We start from the raw sequence: 14761 nt of genomic DNA, 5'->3' as shown, positions 1-14761 counted from the left end.
CCATGTCTGAACCTGCCATTCTTAAGCTCTATGCCCCCGTCGGTAAAAATCCTCACCATCCCCTATTCATTTATTTACCCGGCATGGATGGCAGCGGCGAGCTATTTGGGCTTCAAAGCGCAGGTCTTAAATCCCACTTTGACATTCGCTGCCTAGTGATTCCGGGCAATGACATGTCCTCTTGGGAAGGCCTAGCCCATCAGGCGGTGCAGCTGATTCGCCAAGAAGCCGGCACCGCCCCGGTATATCTTTGCGGCGAGTCGTTTGGAGCCTGCTTGGCTCTGCGGGTGATGGCCCTGGCCCCTACCCTGGCCAGCCACCTGATTTTGATTAACTCCGCCTCGGCATTCCACCGCTTTCCGTGGCTGCACTGGGTGGCCAGCCTCACCCCCTGGGTCGCCCCACCCCTGTACCAAAGCTCAACCTTGACCAGCCTGCCGGTGCTGGCTAACCTCAGCCGCATTGGGGAGGTTAGTCGCCAGGCTTTAATGAAGGCCATGGGTGGGGTGAGTCAGGCTAGCGCCGCGTGGCGGCTGTCGCTGCTGTCGCAGTTTCGCCTAGAGCCTCTGCGCCTGCAACGGGTGACTGCACCGACCCTTTTGGTGGCATCCTTAGGCGATCGCCTTCTGCCCTCCTTAGAAGAAGCCCAGCGCCTAGCCGCGTTACTGCCTAACTCCCGCATCTATCCCCTGCCCCACAGCGGTCACGTCAGCCTGCTCGAAGACGGCGTCAACCTAGGGGCCATTATGGGGGCGGTAGGGTTTTTGCCTAAAGCCGCGATCGCTAAGGAATCGGCAGCCCAAGAAATTCAGCGTGAACCGATTGCGTCCTAGTAAGCGGATAGCGGATAGGGGAAGCGAGTCCCTAAGCCTGTCCCTTGCCTAGCGTCTTCCTCATCTCCCTCATCTCCCCCACCCCCTCATCTCCATCACTCACTCACCAACTCCACCACCGTCACCTCCGGCGGACACCCTAACCGCCCCGGCGCATAGCTGCCTAGACCCCGGTTGACGTAGAGCTGGTTTTGACCCACAGCGTGTAGTCCTGAAACCCATTCCCAATGGCGCACAATTTTGGAGCGCTTGCGTTTGCGCTTGAGATACGGCAGGTCGAAGGGCAGCTTCGGCAGCACCGACAGCTGCAGAGACTGAATGAGGGCAGACACAGGGCCGATGCCCGGCAGCACAACCTGCCCGCCGTGGGTGTGGCCAGAGAGCTGCAAATCGACCCGCCAGGCAGCCAGAGGTTCTGCTGTGTCCGGGTTGTGGGAGAGCACTAGCCGGGGCTGGGTCGGAGACAGCGAGTCGAGCAGCGGCGCTGGGTGAAACTCCCGCGACCAAAAATCTGCCAGTCCCACCACCGGCAGCTCCTCGCCCAGGGGATAGGCAATCTCGTTCCATAGGGCGCAGATACCAGCCTGCTGGAGCGATTGCAGGATTGTCTTGCGCCCCTTCTTAGTGACGTTGTCGTGGTTACCGAGCACCGCCACCGTGCCAAAGCGGCTTTTGAGCTGGCTGAGATAAGTTACCAAGTCAACAATAGGAGCGGGGTCGCGGGTGACATAGTCGCCCGTTAGGGCAATTAGATCGGGGGCTAGCTCATTGACGCGATCGATCGCCTGCTGCAACAACCCACTCGAGAGGCGCTGCCCATCGTAGTGAAAGTCAGAGAGTTGCACAATGCGGCAGCCCTCTAGCCGCTGGGGCAGATCGCGGATGGGGACAGTCACCGTTTCAACGGTTAGGGGGCCGGTCCGAAGAGGTCGCATGGGCAGTGAGAACGCATTATACGCACGCTAGCCCGTTTACCCGCCGGTTGCCATGAGCCTGGGATATTCTTCAGCGAGCTTTGCTCAATTTGCTTAACACCGCACCACTAGCTTCGCGCTTTGGTTAGTCTAGGCAGAGAAGCCGCTGTAGCTGACCCAAGCTTTGAAAAAGAAGTATCCAGACAGCAGCGCTAGCAGCGCGCGAAACATTATATTTACCGTCTGGTCGGGTAGGCGGGGCAGGTAGCGGGTGCTTACCTGCACCCCAATCGCCCCTGCCGCCCCCAAAATCAAGCCGGTAACCAGCAGCACGTTGCCCGCCTGGGCATGCCACAGACAGGCCCACAGCCCGGTAATCACGATCGCCCCCAGACTGGTCTGCACCGCTACCTTAATCGGCTCTTGCAGCAGCAAAATTTGCAGCGGCACCATCACCACGCCGCCGCCAACGCCAAACAGCCCAGCCAAAAAACCCGCCAGCCCGCCAATGCCCAGGCGAAACACCGTAGGCGATATTGACTGCGATCGCGTTTTGGGCAGCACAGCACCACCGTTCGTTTCGGCCTGCTGCGCCTGACGAATGACCTGTTTTTTAATACCAATTAGGTAGATGTTGAGCAGCAGAAACAGGCCAAAAATTCCCAGTAGGGCATATTCAGGCAGGGCCGTGGCCAGCTTTTGGCCCAGGTAGGCGGTGATCAGAGCGGGCAGGCCCAGCATGGCGACATTGCTGAGGTTGAGAAAGCCCATGCGCCAGTTTTGCACGCTACCAACCAGGGAAATCAGGGCGATCGCCAGGGTGCTCGTCCCCACTGCCTGCACCCCGGACAGCCCTAAGGCCACCATCACTGGCACCATCACCGTGCCGCCGCCAATGCCCAAAAACCCCGCCAGCACCCCGGCCAATAGCCCGGCCAGCGCCAATACCAATCCACTCCCCACCGCATTCTCCCTGGCTGCTCAGCAGCGTCTATCAATCAGGCGATCGCCTCATCTTACCCGCTGGCGAGCCTGTAGATGGTAGCTGTTTGGGGCACTATTGACCTATGTATGCCGATTGAGCTGCTTCAGAGTCTACCTATGCCCAACATCCGCGATACCGACGGAAATATCCGCACTGACTTTGAAAAGGCATTTCGAGACAGCTATCAATTTCAGTACAACTTGCCCTACGACGGGCCGCAAACGGTCAAATTTACGACCCATTCCATTGGAGAGTTAGTACTGCCCTCAGGCCAGTTGATAGCCTGTGATCCGCTCTTACCCCCTGATCTCAGGTACTGCTTTACACAAACTGTAAAGCCGGGGCGCTATCCTGTGGTGCTGAGTCTTGCGGGCTTCAAACCTAGACAAGATAGAAGAATCGCTTGTGCCATGCTACAGGTGAGCCAACAAACGCCAGTTCGATGGGAGCTGGCGATTCTCAATTCTGACAGGCCCGCTAATTATCAAAACTACGGCGTAGATTCAGGCACCGGCAGCTTCATGGATGCCGAGGTTGCCCAAATCTTGAAGCAGATGGATGAACCTAATCCTGACGAGTACGCCGCCGCATGGCAAGAAAGTAGAGAAGCGGCGTGGGCATTGCAAAGGGCAGCTTCCGACAGATTTGAAAATGAATACTGCCAACCCGTAGTTGATGAAATGGAGAGCAATGGAGAAGCAGCCGTCAGCGCTGAATATCCTTACGACAGAAAAGGGGATTGGGCTAATTTTTGCATCAACGAGAGCACCGGGGCCAACGTGATGGCCTTTGGTTCAGGCTGGGGAGACGGTGGCTATGCCTCTTACTGGGGATACGACGACAATGGCCAAATTGTCTGCATCGTCACTGACTTTAGGCTCTTTGGTTTTGGTAAAAATGAGGATGACTAATCGCACTAATCTCTAGCGTCAAGCCTTCTGCATCATGTAACCAATTTCCATGGCCATAGAGATAACTCAGAATCTGGCTTAAGCCTAGGCGGCAGCCACTGGAGCGACAAATTCCTCTGGCCCCAGCAGCGAAATGCAGGGGGTGTGGAAAAATTCTTGAGCGACGGCTTCGGCGTCAAGCACTGTCACCGCTGCCACCATGTCTTGAAACTGCTGGTCATACTCGACCCCCAGTCCCAAAACTTCGTACCAGCCCAACAGCTGGGCGATTTGGGCGTTGGTTTGCTTGCCCAGGGCGTACTGGCCCAGCAGCTTGTTTTTGGCCGACTGTAGCTCATCGTCAGAGAGCACCGTCTCTTGCAGCCGTTCCACCTCAAAGCGCAGACCCTCTAGAGCCGTGGCGGCATTCTCTGGGGCGGTGCCAATGTAGGCCACAAACTGCGACAGCCCCAAGCGAGTGGGGTAAAAGGCTGATACATCGTAGGCTAGACCCCGCTTTTCGCGCAGTTCGACAAATAGACGGCTAGAGAGCCCGTTGCCCAGGTAGGTGTTGATTAGCTTGAGGGCGGCGTAAGCGGGGTGCTTTACCGGGGCAGCCGGGTAGCCCACCATGACGATCGCCTGGTTGGTCTCCTGAGCCACCATTGAGCAGGTGGCAGCGGGAGCCACCGCAGGCAGGGTTAGCACCGGAGGCGGCGTTGCCGGAGCCTGCCAATCGCCTAGGGTCTGCTCAACCTGGGCCTGGGCCGCCTCAGGGCTAATGCGGCCCACAATGGTCACCACTACGTTGTCGGGACGGATGTGTTGGCGATGAAAGTCGATCAGGGCCTGTTGGGTAATGGCCGCAACCGAGGCTTCGGTGCCAATGCCGGGCAGGGCGTATGGGTGCTCGCCGTACATGTCCTGGCGCAGCTGGTTGAAGGCGATGGTGAAGGGCTGCTCCTGCATCGAGCGAATCTGCTGCAAGGTGAGCCGCCGCTCTAGGTCGATTTCGTCGAGGGGAAAGCTGGGCTGCCGCAGAAGGGTGGCAGCTAGGGCAAAAATTTCGGGAAAGTCGGCAGAGACGGTTTTGAGGCTGATGAGGCTGTAGTCGGCGGCGGCATCGGTGCCTAGGCTGGCCCCTACCGACTCGACGGTTTCTGCGATCGCCATCGATGAAAGCGTCTCGGTGCCCTTGGTCAGCAGCCCCATCAAAAAGCTCACCAGCCCCGCCTGATGGGGACTTTCAAAGGCGCTTCCAGCCCGAATAAACAGACGAGCGGAGACAATATCAGCAACGGGATTTTCTAAAACAATCACCGTCAGGCCATTGGCTAAAACGGTGCGGTGCAGGCGCGGCGCTTGAAGAAGAGAAACTGTCACAGGGCAAGAAGTAGGTTAACGAAACGAACAGGGAATGGTTTTGAAATGGTTTGGATTTGTTAGGGCTTGGCGATCGCGGCGCTGGCCAGTCTAACTATAGTCTGCCCAGGCGGCATTAGGCTGGACGCAAAATAGTGGACACATAGCGCAGGGGAGTAAGGTACTGGGCGGCTAGCTGACGCAGGCGCTCCTCGGTGTAGCGCTTTAGGGTGGGGACATAGCTGAGACAGCGGTCGGCGTTGGTAACGGTACCGTAGTAGCCATAGAGACCCGCCAGCTGCCCCGGAGCTTCGGTGGAAAAGGCGTAGTCGTTGCATAGCAAGCGCTTGGCGCGGGCCAGTTCGGCTTCGGTAATCGGTTTAGCTGCCAGTTCGCTGATGCGATCGCACACAATCGCCTCCACTCGGTCCACATCCTTGCCGTCGAGCCAGGCCTGAATAGTAAACAGACTACAGTCGCGCTGAAGTGAAAATCCGGCACTGATGTCTTGTACCAGCTGGCGGTCTTCCCGCAGCTCGCGCACTAGGCGAGACGAGCGCCCCTCCGCCAGAATGGCCGCCAGCAGGTCTAAGCCATAGGCGGTTTCGAGCTGGGCAATGCCGGGGGCCAGCCAAGCGATGCACAGGCGCGACTGCTCGAGGCGCGGCAGGTGCAGGGTTTCGCGGCGCACTCCCGGTAGGGAGGGGATGGGCGCGATCGCCGCCGCTGGACAGGGCAGTGGGGAAGCAAAACCGCGAAAGGCATGCTTGACCATCGCCACCGTGGGCTCCAGGGGAATACCGCCTGTAATCACCACCGTCATGTTGTCGGGCTGATAGTGGGCTTGGTGAAAGCAGCGCATCTCTTCAGGCGATCGCTGCTGCAAAATTTCCGCCGTGCCCAGCACCGGGCGACCGTAGGGATGGTCTTGGTAGACCAGCTCCGACATCGCCTGGTAGCCTAACCAGTCGGGGTCATCCTGGGCCTGGCGAATTTCTTCGAGCACCACCTGCCGCTCACGGCCAAACTCATCGGCGGGGATTGCTGCATGTAGCAGCAGATCGGCCAGGTAGGGCAGAGTCTGCGCCAGCATGTCGGCCGCAATGGTGATGTAAAAGTGAGCGTAGTCGTGGCTGGTGGCGGCGTTGGTCATGCCCCCCTGGGTTTCGATCGCGTAGTCAAACACCCCCGGCGGCAGCTGATCGGTGCCCTTAAAGATCATGTGCTCCAAAAAGTGGGCCATGCCCGCCCACTCCGCCGGTTCACTACAGGCCCCGGCTTTCACCCACACATCGGCCACAACTACGGGCGTAGCCGCAATCTCCTGGTGGATCAGGGTCAGCCCGTTCTCCATACGAATTACACTGGCGGGAAAATCAACCGAATTCAACGGTGCAGGCCCTACAAGAAACCACCAAGCCACCTTGAAACTGACCTGCTAAGCTTTTGCAGTATCTAGGTTTGAGGCTAGCTATGCTGTCAATACTAGCGCTCAAGTAAGCTAAATCACATTTTCTGAGAATTGGGGCGCAGGCTCTTCCCCAAAGCAGTGCAATTAACTGCTGCCCCAGCCCATGGCCCAGGGCTGTGTGACCTCAAAGATCTGGGAGCCGTAGGTTGGATGAAACGTAGTGTAACCCAACAGCAGCAAGCTTTTTGGAGATCCGCGATCGCGCTTCCATCCCATATATTGAATCTGGACAGACCGCTCGGTTTTCTAATGAAAGCGCCGTCATTGCCACACTCCCGAGCAAAAGACAGTGAAAATGACCTTGGGAGCACCTTTCCCCAAGGTTTGGTTAAATTTCCTCCAAAAGCAATTCCCCCATCTGCGAGAGACAGGGGAATGCCAAAAGTTTTGAAGGCCTCACCGCAACGCCGTCTTACCTCAGTTTCCGACCTGGGAAAACCAGGGGGGTGCCGTGGCATTTGGCTTAAAGTTTCCGAGTACAAGCTCGGTCTACTGCCGCCGGTGCAACTTGGCTCCCGTTCGGAACAAACATAGATCGACAAACATTGTTGGTAGTCACCAACGCCGTAGTGAGACCTCCTCTACTATAACCAACAGCCCGGGACAAACCGCAAGGGGAAAACCGACCTTAACCGATCTGCCATCACTACCACCGTGATCTAATATGGCAGCACCGGGCTTGGCCCAGTGTTTTCAACCTCCGCAAACCCCTATGGTTCCTGACGACTCTGCTTCTCTGGCTATAACCGAGGCTGCTGCCGACCCAGATATGCTCTCGGTCGATGTCTCTACTCCAGCGCCTTCGGATATGCCGGAGGCCACTGCTCAAACCCATTCAGATGTCTCGAACGCCCCTGAGGTTGCGGCGGACGCTGCCCCCCCAGTGCCCGCGCCCCCGATCGACCCCCGTACCCAGCTACGGCTGCGTAACGACGGCGAGCACCTAGTGCTGCTGATGCCCAACGGCCCCCAAGCTGAAGCTGAAGGGGGTGCCCTGGGGTGGGGAGAGCTGTTGCAGCACTTTAAACAGCGGCTGAATGGCAGCGAGCCCTTTTGGCAGCCCAATACGGTGGTGCACCTAGCCGCCCGCGATCGACTGCTCGATGCCCGCCAGCTCCAGGCCCTAGAAGAAATTCTTACGGCAGCCCAGCTCACTCTCAAGCGGGTTGCCACCAGTCGCCGCCAGACCGCCATGGCCGCCGTCGCAGCGGGCTACTCGGTCGACCAGCTTGCTGCCGAAGATACCCTGGTGCAGTCGCCTCCCGCCCCCGGCAAGCCCCTGGCCGAACCGCTGTATCTGCAAACCACGGTGCGGAGCGGGGTCGAGATTCGCCATCCCGGCACCATTGTTGTGCTAGGGGATGTCAACCCCGGCAGCTCGCTGGTGGCGGAGGGCGACATTTTGGTGTGGGGACGGCTGCGGGGGATGGCTCACGCGGGGTCAGGGGGCGATCGCAGCCGCTGCATCATGGCCCTGCAAATGCACCCTACTCAGCTGCGTCTAGCCGATCTGGTAGCCCGTGCCCCCGATGGTCCCACCGGAGACTACTTACCCGAGGTGGCCTACGTGGGCAACAACGGCATCCGCATTGCCCAGGCCCAGGCTTTTGCCCAGCAGCACTTCAACGCCACCCTAGAGCGGGGAGCACAGCCAACCGATGCGTTTTAGGTTTAGTAGTCTGCTAAGCCAAAGGTGCCAGGGCAATGGGGGTTTAAGGTATACGGTGTATGGTTCACGGCAGTCCTTAAGCCACATACCCTAAACCTCAGACCTTATAGATCGACCAAATTCACAGTTCTCAGCCTGCACCCATAGCGTATTATTAACGGTTGTTTTCATCGGGTAGTTGGTTCTTTAAGGAAAGTTGGGTTCGTCCATGACTCGCATTATCGTAATGACCTCGGGCAAAGGGGGCGTTGGCAAGAGCACCTGCACCGCCAACCTGGGTATGGCCTTGGCCCAGCGTAAGCAGCGGGTTGCTGTCGTCGATGCCGACTTTGGCCTGCGCAACCTCGACCTGCTACTGGGCTTAGAGAACCGCATCGTCTACACTGCGCTAGATGTGCTGGCGGGCGACTGCACAGTCGAAAAAGCTTTGGTCAAAGACAAGCGCCAGCCTACCCTCGGCCTGCTGGCGGCGGCCCAAAACCGCAACAAAGAGGCGATCACTCCCGAGCAGATGAAGCAGCTGGTAGCCGGGCTAGCCCCCAGTCATGACTTTATTTTGATCGACTGCCCAGCGGGGATTGAGATGGGGTTTCAGAATGCGATCGCCCCCGCTAAAGAGGCGATCGTCGTCACCACTCCTGAAATTTCTGCCGTGCGCGATGCCGATCGCGTGATCGGCCTGCTCGAAGCCAATGATGTGAAGTTTACCAAGCTGCTGATCAACCGCATCAAGCCCAAGATGGTGCAGGAAGACCAGATGATGTCGGTGCGTGATGTGCTCGATATTCTCGCTGTGCCCCTGCTGGGCGTAGTGCCCGACGACGAGCGGGTGATTGTCTCATCTAACCGGGGCGAGCCTTTGGTGCTTGACAAAGAGCTCTCCTTAGCTGGGGTCGCCTTCAACAACGTGGCCCGTCGCCTGCTGGGCGAAGAGGTCCCCCTCATCGACCTCAATGCCACCCACGACGACTTGTTCAGCCGCCTGCGCCGTTTTTTTCGGGGCTAGGGCCGTTTATTGCCACGGTGTTTAATGTTTTCTCTACCTAGCCGCCAGTGCCGATGCTAAGTGAACTTCTCGATAGGCTGTTTAACCGCAGTCGCACCCTGACCCCTAGAGCCGAGGTCAAGCAGCGGCTACAGTTTGTGCTGGCCCACGATCGCGCCGACCTCACCCCCGAAGTGGTCGAAAAAATGCGTAAAGAGATTCTTGAAGTAGTCTCTCGCTACGTTGAGCTTGACCAAGAGCATTTAGAATTTACCCTCGAAAGCGACCAGCGCATGACGGCGCTAATTGCCAACCTACCCATTCGTCGGGTGCGCCCTGAGCTCCCTCCCCGCGAAGAATTGGTTCCTCCTGCCGCTGCCCCTACATCTGCCGCCGAACCTGCGCCTGCCGCCGAGGCCGCTGCCACCAGCGTTAAGCCCTCAGCTGAGCCTGCTGCAACTGAACCCGCAAAGGCTGTAGAACCCGCAGCATCCCCTGAAACCACAGCATCAACCGAATCTCAAGCAGCCACCGACCCCACAAAACCTGCGATCGCCGCCGATGAGTAGCGCCCCCGACGTCTGTGATTCTCTAGCTGCCTGTGTAGAGGCTCTGGCGCTCAGCACCATTCAGCGCCACGTGTTTATCTGCGCTGACCAGACTAAACCCAAGTGCTGCGACAAAGCCGAGAGCATCGTCGCCTGGGATTATCTCAAGAACCGTTTAAAAGAATTGGGGTTAGATCGGCCCACCGCCGATCGCCCGATATCTGTTTTTCGCACTAAGGCCAACTGCCTGCGGGTTTGCCACAAAGGCCCGATCTTGCTGGTCTACCCCGACGGCGTCTGGTACCACAGCGCCACTCCAGCGGTGATCGAGCGCATCATTCAAGAGCATTTTATTGGCGGCCAAGTTGTCGAAGAATTTGCGTTTTTGGAGCACCCTCTGGAAGCCTGACCAAAGCAGATACTCTCCTCTTAAGAGCATTAATCAATCCGAAATCGCTCAAATAGCTCATGGAAGTCCTCGGGCTGTGCTGCGTAGTTCAGCATTTGCTCGCTCAAAACCACCCACTTTTGCGAACTGCGCGTCCATAGATTACCAACGGGCCTAAGCCAGCTTGTGTCATCCAACGTGCCAGGTTTTACATTGGTAATTTTCAAGTTTCTAGCAGGATTGTGAAACAGCCTTGTCCCACAATTTTCACAGAATAGGCAGCTCACTTCGCGTCCACTATTACCGACTCGAACCCATTGCTTTGGCTGGCCCTGAAGAATGACCACTGCTGCGCGAGGAACCGGCATCGACATGCCAAAGGCACTGGAAGACTGTTTTTGACATTCCTGGCAGTGACAGACGTATAGAGTTAGCGGTTCGGAGCGAATCTCATATCGAATTTGCCCACATTGACAACCGCCAGTGTACGGAGCAGACATACTTTTGTGCTCTAAAGAATAGGTTATGGGTATTATCGCCCGCTCCTCCAAGCGCTTGCGGATTCCTTACCCGTGAAGCTTGGTATAATCCCCGGCAGACCTATGGGGTAACAACAGCATGGCAGACTGGCGGCTGATTGAGGGGGGCATTACGGCACCCAAAGGATTCCAGGCAGCGGGAATTACCGCAGGGCTCAAACCCTCTGGTGCGCCTGACCTGGCACTGATCTATTCAGACTGTGAGGCGATCGCAGCGGGAGTTTTTACCACTAGCCACGTGCGCGCCGCCTGCGTTGACTACTGCCGCCAGCGCCTCGAAGCTCGCCCTAGCGCCCGCGCTATTCTGATCAACGCCGGTCAAGCCAACGCCTGCACCGGCAACCAGGGCTGGGTCGATACGGTCGAAAGCGCTGCCTCCCTAGGGTCTGCCCTCAACCTGCCCCCCGAAGCCGTGCTGATTGCCTCGACCGGAGTAATTGGCCAGCGCATCAAAATGGACCAGCTCAAGGCGGGCATTCCCAAGCTGGTCGAAAGTCTGTCGTTTGAAGGCTCTGATGCCGCCGCTGGGGCGATTGTTACCACTGACCTGGTGACCAAATCGGTGGCGATGGAAACCACTATCAGCGATCGCCCGGTGCGCATCGGCGGCATCGCCAAGGGCTCGGGCATGATTCACCCCAATATGGCTACCATGCTGGCCTTTGTCACCTGCGACGCCACCGTGTCGCCCACCCTGTGGCAAGATATGCTGCGCCGCGCCGCCGATCGCAGCTTTAACCAGATCACCGTCGATGGCGACAGCAGCACCAACGATACCCTAATTGCCCTGGCCAATGGCGAGTCGCGCACCCCCGCCATCACCGACGAAGGGGCCGAGGCCGACCAGCTCGAAGCCATGCTCACGGCCGTCTGCCAATACTTGGCCAAATGCGTCGCCCGCGACGGCGAAGGGGCCACCTGTTTGATCGAAGTCACCGTCACCGGAGCCGTTACCGCCGCCGCTGCGGGCCAGGTGGCCAAGACCATTGCCGGGTCATCCCTGGTAAAAGCGGCTATCTTTGGCCACGACCCCAACTGGGGCCGCATTGCCGCCGCCGCTGGCCGAGCCGGCATTACCTTTGACCAAAGCGACCTGCGGGTGCAGCTGGGAGAGTTTTTGCTGATGGAGCACGGTCAGCCCCTGGACTTCGATCGCCCCGCCGCCAGCGCCTACCTGACGGCGGCCACCCAGGGCGAATACCTGAAAACCGATACTGTTGCCATTCAGGTCAGCATTGGCGATGGCCCCGGCAGCGGCCAGGCCTGGGGCTGCGATCTGAGCTACGACTACGTCAAGATCAACGCCGAATATACGACCTAGCCACTTGGGGTTACTAGGTTCGCTGAAAATGTCCATGTCGTTATCCTAGGGCTGCCGCGCCCCCCGTCCCAGCTGCTGGCGGCGGCGGGCCAAGCGCGAGTAGGTCTGCCAGTTTTGGGCTTTACCCTGAAGTCGAGCCTTGAGCTGCTGGGCGGCCAAGGCGTAGCCGCCATCGGCTCCATCAATCAGGTGAAAGTGGCGATCGCGCCGGTCCATAATCAGGCAGGTCATCAGCGCTCGGTCGGACACATGCACCCCATAGACCAAATGGCCCTGGGCCAGCCGACTCTCCAGGTAGGCAACAATCTGGTCGGTCTGAGCAGGGCTGCCGGCAATCACCATGCGCAGCATATCGTCAATTTTTTGATAGTCTGAGGCGGCCCGCACCGAAGCTTTGTAGCGGCCCCAGTCAACGCCGCCCGCTTCCACGTCAAACCGCATCAGGCCTAAACCTAAGAGGCTTTCCAGATAGGCCCGAGCGGTGTAGGTGACGCGATCGCCCCATCTAGTACTTTTGGCTCTAGCTTTTGCCTCGGCCCGCAGCCGCCTTGGGTTGATTGATAGATTGAGGGCCGACGGAGCCACAGGGTGGTAGCTTTCCCCCCCGCCGTAGATGTCGCCGATGGTTTCCAGAATTTCTCGATACAGATATTTGTTGACGTAGCCACCGCTGGGCAGCGCCGCCACCATCAAGCTCAGGGTATGGCCCCGCGGGCTGGGGATATCTTGCCAGCGGCACTCTAGCCCAGCCAGGTTAGTAGTTGACCGATCGCCCGGCGCATCTAGCCGATAAGTCGAATCGGTTTTAATCAATTCAGTGGCGTAGGTGAGGCCACCGCCGATAAAACTGGCCTGGTAATAGCTGGGGCTAAGGCGAATTTTTGCCACTCGCACCGGGTGCTGGGGGGCAATCGCCGCCAGCGGCACAATCCCTACCCGCAGATCTAGCCCAAACGACTCATGGGCCAGCGCCCGAACACCCAGCAGCGCCTCCCGAGCCGTCTGCACTGCCCCAGGGGGCACCAACAGCAGCGCTCCGTCGCCCCCAAACACAAAGGGAATCTCCAAGGGAGCCGTGGCGTTGAGCACCGCCATAATCGAGCTGGCCCCCAGCACGTTGACCTCTTTGTACTGTCCTCGCGCGATCGCCTGGGTCGAATCGACCACATCGGTAATCAACACATACCAATCGTTTGGAGCCTCAACGTAGTTTTGAGGGTTAGCTAATTCTAAAAATTGCTTGAGGGGCGGTAGGTCGGCGTAGAACGTGTCAGAAGACATGGAGAGCAAGCCCAACTGGCAGTAACGATGCGCTAAAAGACCCCAGGTAAACTACCTGTTTCTACATATTGTGAAACCCAAATTGCTGGCTCTCAGGATGCCAGACGTGAGCTACACCATATCTTTGTATGCTGTGCTCATACCTCGATTCTAGAAGGGGCTGGCACGTCGCTCTAGAGAGAGAAGGCAGGTTCTGGCTTCAAGTTTTCAAGTAATGTTGACAGTAGCGCCACGCAACCTGCTATATTATCAAAGCGAAAGCAATGGGGTGTCGCCAAGTGGTAAGGCACCGGGTTTTGGTCCCGGCATTCCTAGGTTCGAATCCTAGCACCCCAGTTTTGAGTCACTCATCTTCGTCTTCCTCATCCTCAATGGCTTGGATGGCGAGGAGAATTTCCTCTTCCTGAATTTCGAAGTCTGCCTCAGCCACCTCTCCCATGTCGAAGGCAAGCTGGAGGGCGAGCAGTTGCTTTTGCAGGCTTTCGAGGTCGTTAGTGGCTACGTCGGCCTGCTCTAGTAGTTTGTTAGCGACCCAGCTGACGCCCTCAATGGGGCCGAGCACGGGGGCAAAGAGAAGTTTAAACAGCATGGAAAAAATTATTAGGGTGCAAGGTGCAGGGTTTAGGGCGCAAGGATTGCCTTGCACTCCTAAACCTTAAATCCCTACTTGAGCTGGGCGAAGTTGTAGGGAGCAGTGAAATTGTTATAGCGAATGCGCAGGCGATCGCCAAAGGTGCCGTCTATAGCTTCCACCGCCTGACTAAACTCGGCCTCGCTCTCCCAGGGAATCAAGAAAGCAGCGTTGTAGATCATCACATCGGTTTGGGGCGCGTTTTCGAGCACGTCCTTTGCCAAGGGAGACAGCGCTTGGCGAAACTGGTCAACAATTCCCTGCTTGCGCTCCTCTAGGGCCGCTTCAATCTGCTGACCAATGAAGATCACCTGCTCCATACCCAGCTGCGTACCCTCTAGCTGGTCGCGCTGGGCCCGTAGGTCAGCATTTTCGGCCATCATCAACTCCAGCTCGGTGGAGGGTTCCCACTGCACCTTAACGCTCACCTCCCGGCAGCCGTTGAGCCGCCCAAACAACTGGGTCAGGTCCTCAGCATAGGGAGTCACCAAATCTTCCTGTACCTGGTCCCAGCTTTCGACAATCAAACCAAACTGAAGCGGCAGCAGCGTGCGGTGGCCCTGCTCCATGGCTGCTTCTAGCACCTTTTCATGGCCCAGCAGATTTTTGCGGCTCGACAGGTAGCGCTTCTGGCAAGCCAGGGAATAGAGAAAGGTAAAGTCGCCCAGCTGTTGAGCCTGCACCACCTGCTCGTCTAAACCCACCAGGGGTAACTCAGCGGGGCCAGGGGCCGGGAAAATACCGTAAAGATAGTAGCGATCAGCCATAGGATAGTCTCTTGGGGGATGCGCCTAGGATGCCCAAACCCTCAAAGCCTTCGACAGGGTAGTCAAAGCTGCTGGGTAGTTAGGCCACCGCTCCTACAGTCCAACGCCTGGGGAAAGGCTGCGCTTAGGGCGATCGCAACTCAAACCGCTGCGAGTGAAAATCTCTAGGAGTAACTC

The 14761-nt window shown here is 57.9% G+C and carries 15 protein-coding genes, 1 tRNA gene and 1 other RNA gene; 8 read left to right on the top strand and 9 right to left on the bottom strand.

Features of this window, described 5'->3' with window-relative positions:
• Nucleotides 1-2: 2 nt before the first annotated feature.
• Nucleotides 3-833: an alpha/beta fold hydrolase gene (locus tag H6F75_RS01570; protein WP_190748548.1), complete on the top strand. Its 831-nt coding sequence runs from the start codon at nt 3-5 to the stop codon at nt 831-833.
• Nucleotides 834-928: 95 nt separating this feature from the next.
• Here the strand turns inward: H6F75_RS01570 and H6F75_RS01565 are convergent, their stop codons facing one another.
• The gene (locus H6F75_RS01565; RefSeq protein WP_190748546.1) at nt 929-1768 is read right to left on the bottom strand and encodes a metallophosphoesterase; all 840 of its coding nucleotides are present in this window, start codon (nt 1766-1768) and stop codon (nt 929-931) included.
• 129 nt (nt 1769-1897) lie between these two features.
• Entirely contained in the window at nt 1898-2710 is an 813-nt protein-coding gene (locus tag H6F75_RS01560; RefSeq protein WP_190748544.1) for a TSUP family transporter, read from the bottom strand.
• 138 nt (nt 2711-2848) lie between these two features.
• Between H6F75_RS01560 and H6F75_RS01555 the strand changes: the two genes are divergently transcribed.
• Nucleotides 2849-3643, top strand: coding sequence for a DUF4241 domain-containing protein (locus H6F75_RS01555; RefSeq protein WP_190748542.1), 795 nt, complete (start codon nt 2849-2851; stop codon nt 3641-3643).
• Nucleotides 3644-3727: 84 nt separating this feature from the next.
• Here the strand turns inward: H6F75_RS01555 and H6F75_RS01550 are convergent, their stop codons facing one another.
• The 3 genes from H6F75_RS01550 to ssrS form a co-directional block, all read right to left on the bottom strand.
• Nucleotides 3728-5005: a pitrilysin family protein gene (locus H6F75_RS01550; RefSeq protein WP_347710599.1), complete on the bottom strand. Its 1278-nt coding sequence runs from the start codon at nt 5003-5005 to the stop codon at nt 3728-3730.
• 115 nt (nt 5006-5120) lie between these two features.
• A complete protein-coding gene (locus H6F75_RS01545) occupies nt 5121-6374 on the bottom strand; it encodes a pitrilysin family protein (protein ID WP_199303698.1) in 1254 nt (417 codons plus the stop codon).
• A 473-nt stretch (nt 6375-6847) separates the two neighbouring features.
• Nucleotides 6848-7031, bottom strand: a non-coding RNA gene (ssrS, locus tag H6F75_RS01540) — 6S RNA.
• A gap of 136 nt (nt 7032-7167) precedes the next feature.
• Here ssrS and minC point away from each other — a divergent pair.
• The 4 genes from minC (at nt 7168) to H6F75_RS01520 (ending at nt 10066) form a co-directional block, all read left to right on the top strand.
• Entirely contained in the window at nt 7168-8124 is a 957-nt protein-coding gene (gene minC / locus H6F75_RS01535) for a septum site-determining protein MinC (RefSeq protein WP_190748540.1), read from the top strand.
• 208 nt (nt 8125-8332) lie between these two features.
• Entirely contained in the window at nt 8333-9130 is a 798-nt protein-coding gene (minD, locus tag H6F75_RS01530; protein ID WP_190748538.1) for a septum site-determining protein MinD, read from the top strand.
• Between the two features lie 53 nt (nt 9131-9183).
• The gene (gene minE, locus H6F75_RS01525; RefSeq protein WP_190748536.1) at nt 9184-9678 is read left to right on the top strand and encodes a cell division topological specificity factor MinE; all 495 of its coding nucleotides are present in this window, start codon (nt 9184-9186) and stop codon (nt 9676-9678) included.
• Complete coding sequence (locus H6F75_RS01520) at nt 9671-10066, top strand: ferredoxin (RefSeq protein WP_190748534.1); 396 nt, start codon at nt 9671-9673, stop codon at nt 10064-10066. Before minE ends, H6F75_RS01520 begins: the two co-directional genes overlap by 8 nt.
• Before the next feature lie 29 nt (nt 10067-10095).
• Here the strand turns inward: H6F75_RS01520 and H6F75_RS28700 are convergent, their stop codons facing one another.
• Complete coding sequence (locus H6F75_RS28700) at nt 10096-10545, bottom strand: GFA family protein (RefSeq protein ID WP_190748532.1); 450 nt, start codon at nt 10543-10545, stop codon at nt 10096-10098.
• A 118-nt stretch (nt 10546-10663) separates the two neighbouring features.
• Here H6F75_RS28700 and argJ point away from each other — a divergent pair, with 118 nt between their 5' ends.
• Nucleotides 10664-11905: a bifunctional ornithine acetyltransferase/N-acetylglutamate synthase gene (argJ, locus tag H6F75_RS01510; RefSeq protein WP_190748530.1), complete on the top strand. Its 1242-nt coding sequence runs from the start codon at nt 10664-10666 to the stop codon at nt 11903-11905.
• Between the two features lie 45 nt (nt 11906-11950).
• On the opposite strand, the gene H6F75_RS01505 is transcribed toward argJ, so the two are convergent.
• Entirely contained in the window at nt 11951-13186 is a 1236-nt protein-coding gene (locus H6F75_RS01505) for a DUF3095 domain-containing protein (RefSeq protein WP_190748528.1), read from the bottom strand.
• 264 nt (nt 13187-13450) lie between these two features.
• Between H6F75_RS01505 and H6F75_RS01500 the strand changes: the two genes are divergently transcribed.
• Nucleotides 13451-13522, top strand: a tRNA-Gln gene (locus H6F75_RS01500).
• Between the two features lie 7 nt (nt 13523-13529).
• On the opposite strand, the gene H6F75_RS01495 is transcribed toward H6F75_RS01500, so the two are convergent.
• On the bottom strand, nt 13530-13775 hold the full coding sequence (locus H6F75_RS01495) for a gas vesicle protein GvpG (RefSeq protein ID WP_190701148.1): 246 nt from the start codon (nt 13773-13775) through the stop codon (nt 13530-13532).
• Nucleotides 13776-13849: 74 nt separating this feature from the next.
• The gene (locus tag H6F75_RS01490; protein WP_190748527.1) at nt 13850-14584 is read right to left on the bottom strand and encodes a GvpL/GvpF family gas vesicle protein; all 735 of its coding nucleotides are present in this window, start codon (nt 14582-14584) and stop codon (nt 13850-13852) included.
• Nucleotides 14585-14761 lie beyond the last annotated feature (177 nt).

Origin of the sequence: Nodosilinea sp. FACHB-131 (assembly GCF_014695395.1) — a bacterium.
Lineage (GTDB): Bacteria > Cyanobacteriota > Cyanobacteriia > Phormidesmidales > Phormidesmidaceae > Nodosilinea.
The sequence above is the reverse complement of the archived record's forward strand: the minus strand, read 5'-3'. Positions and strand labels throughout refer to the sequence as shown.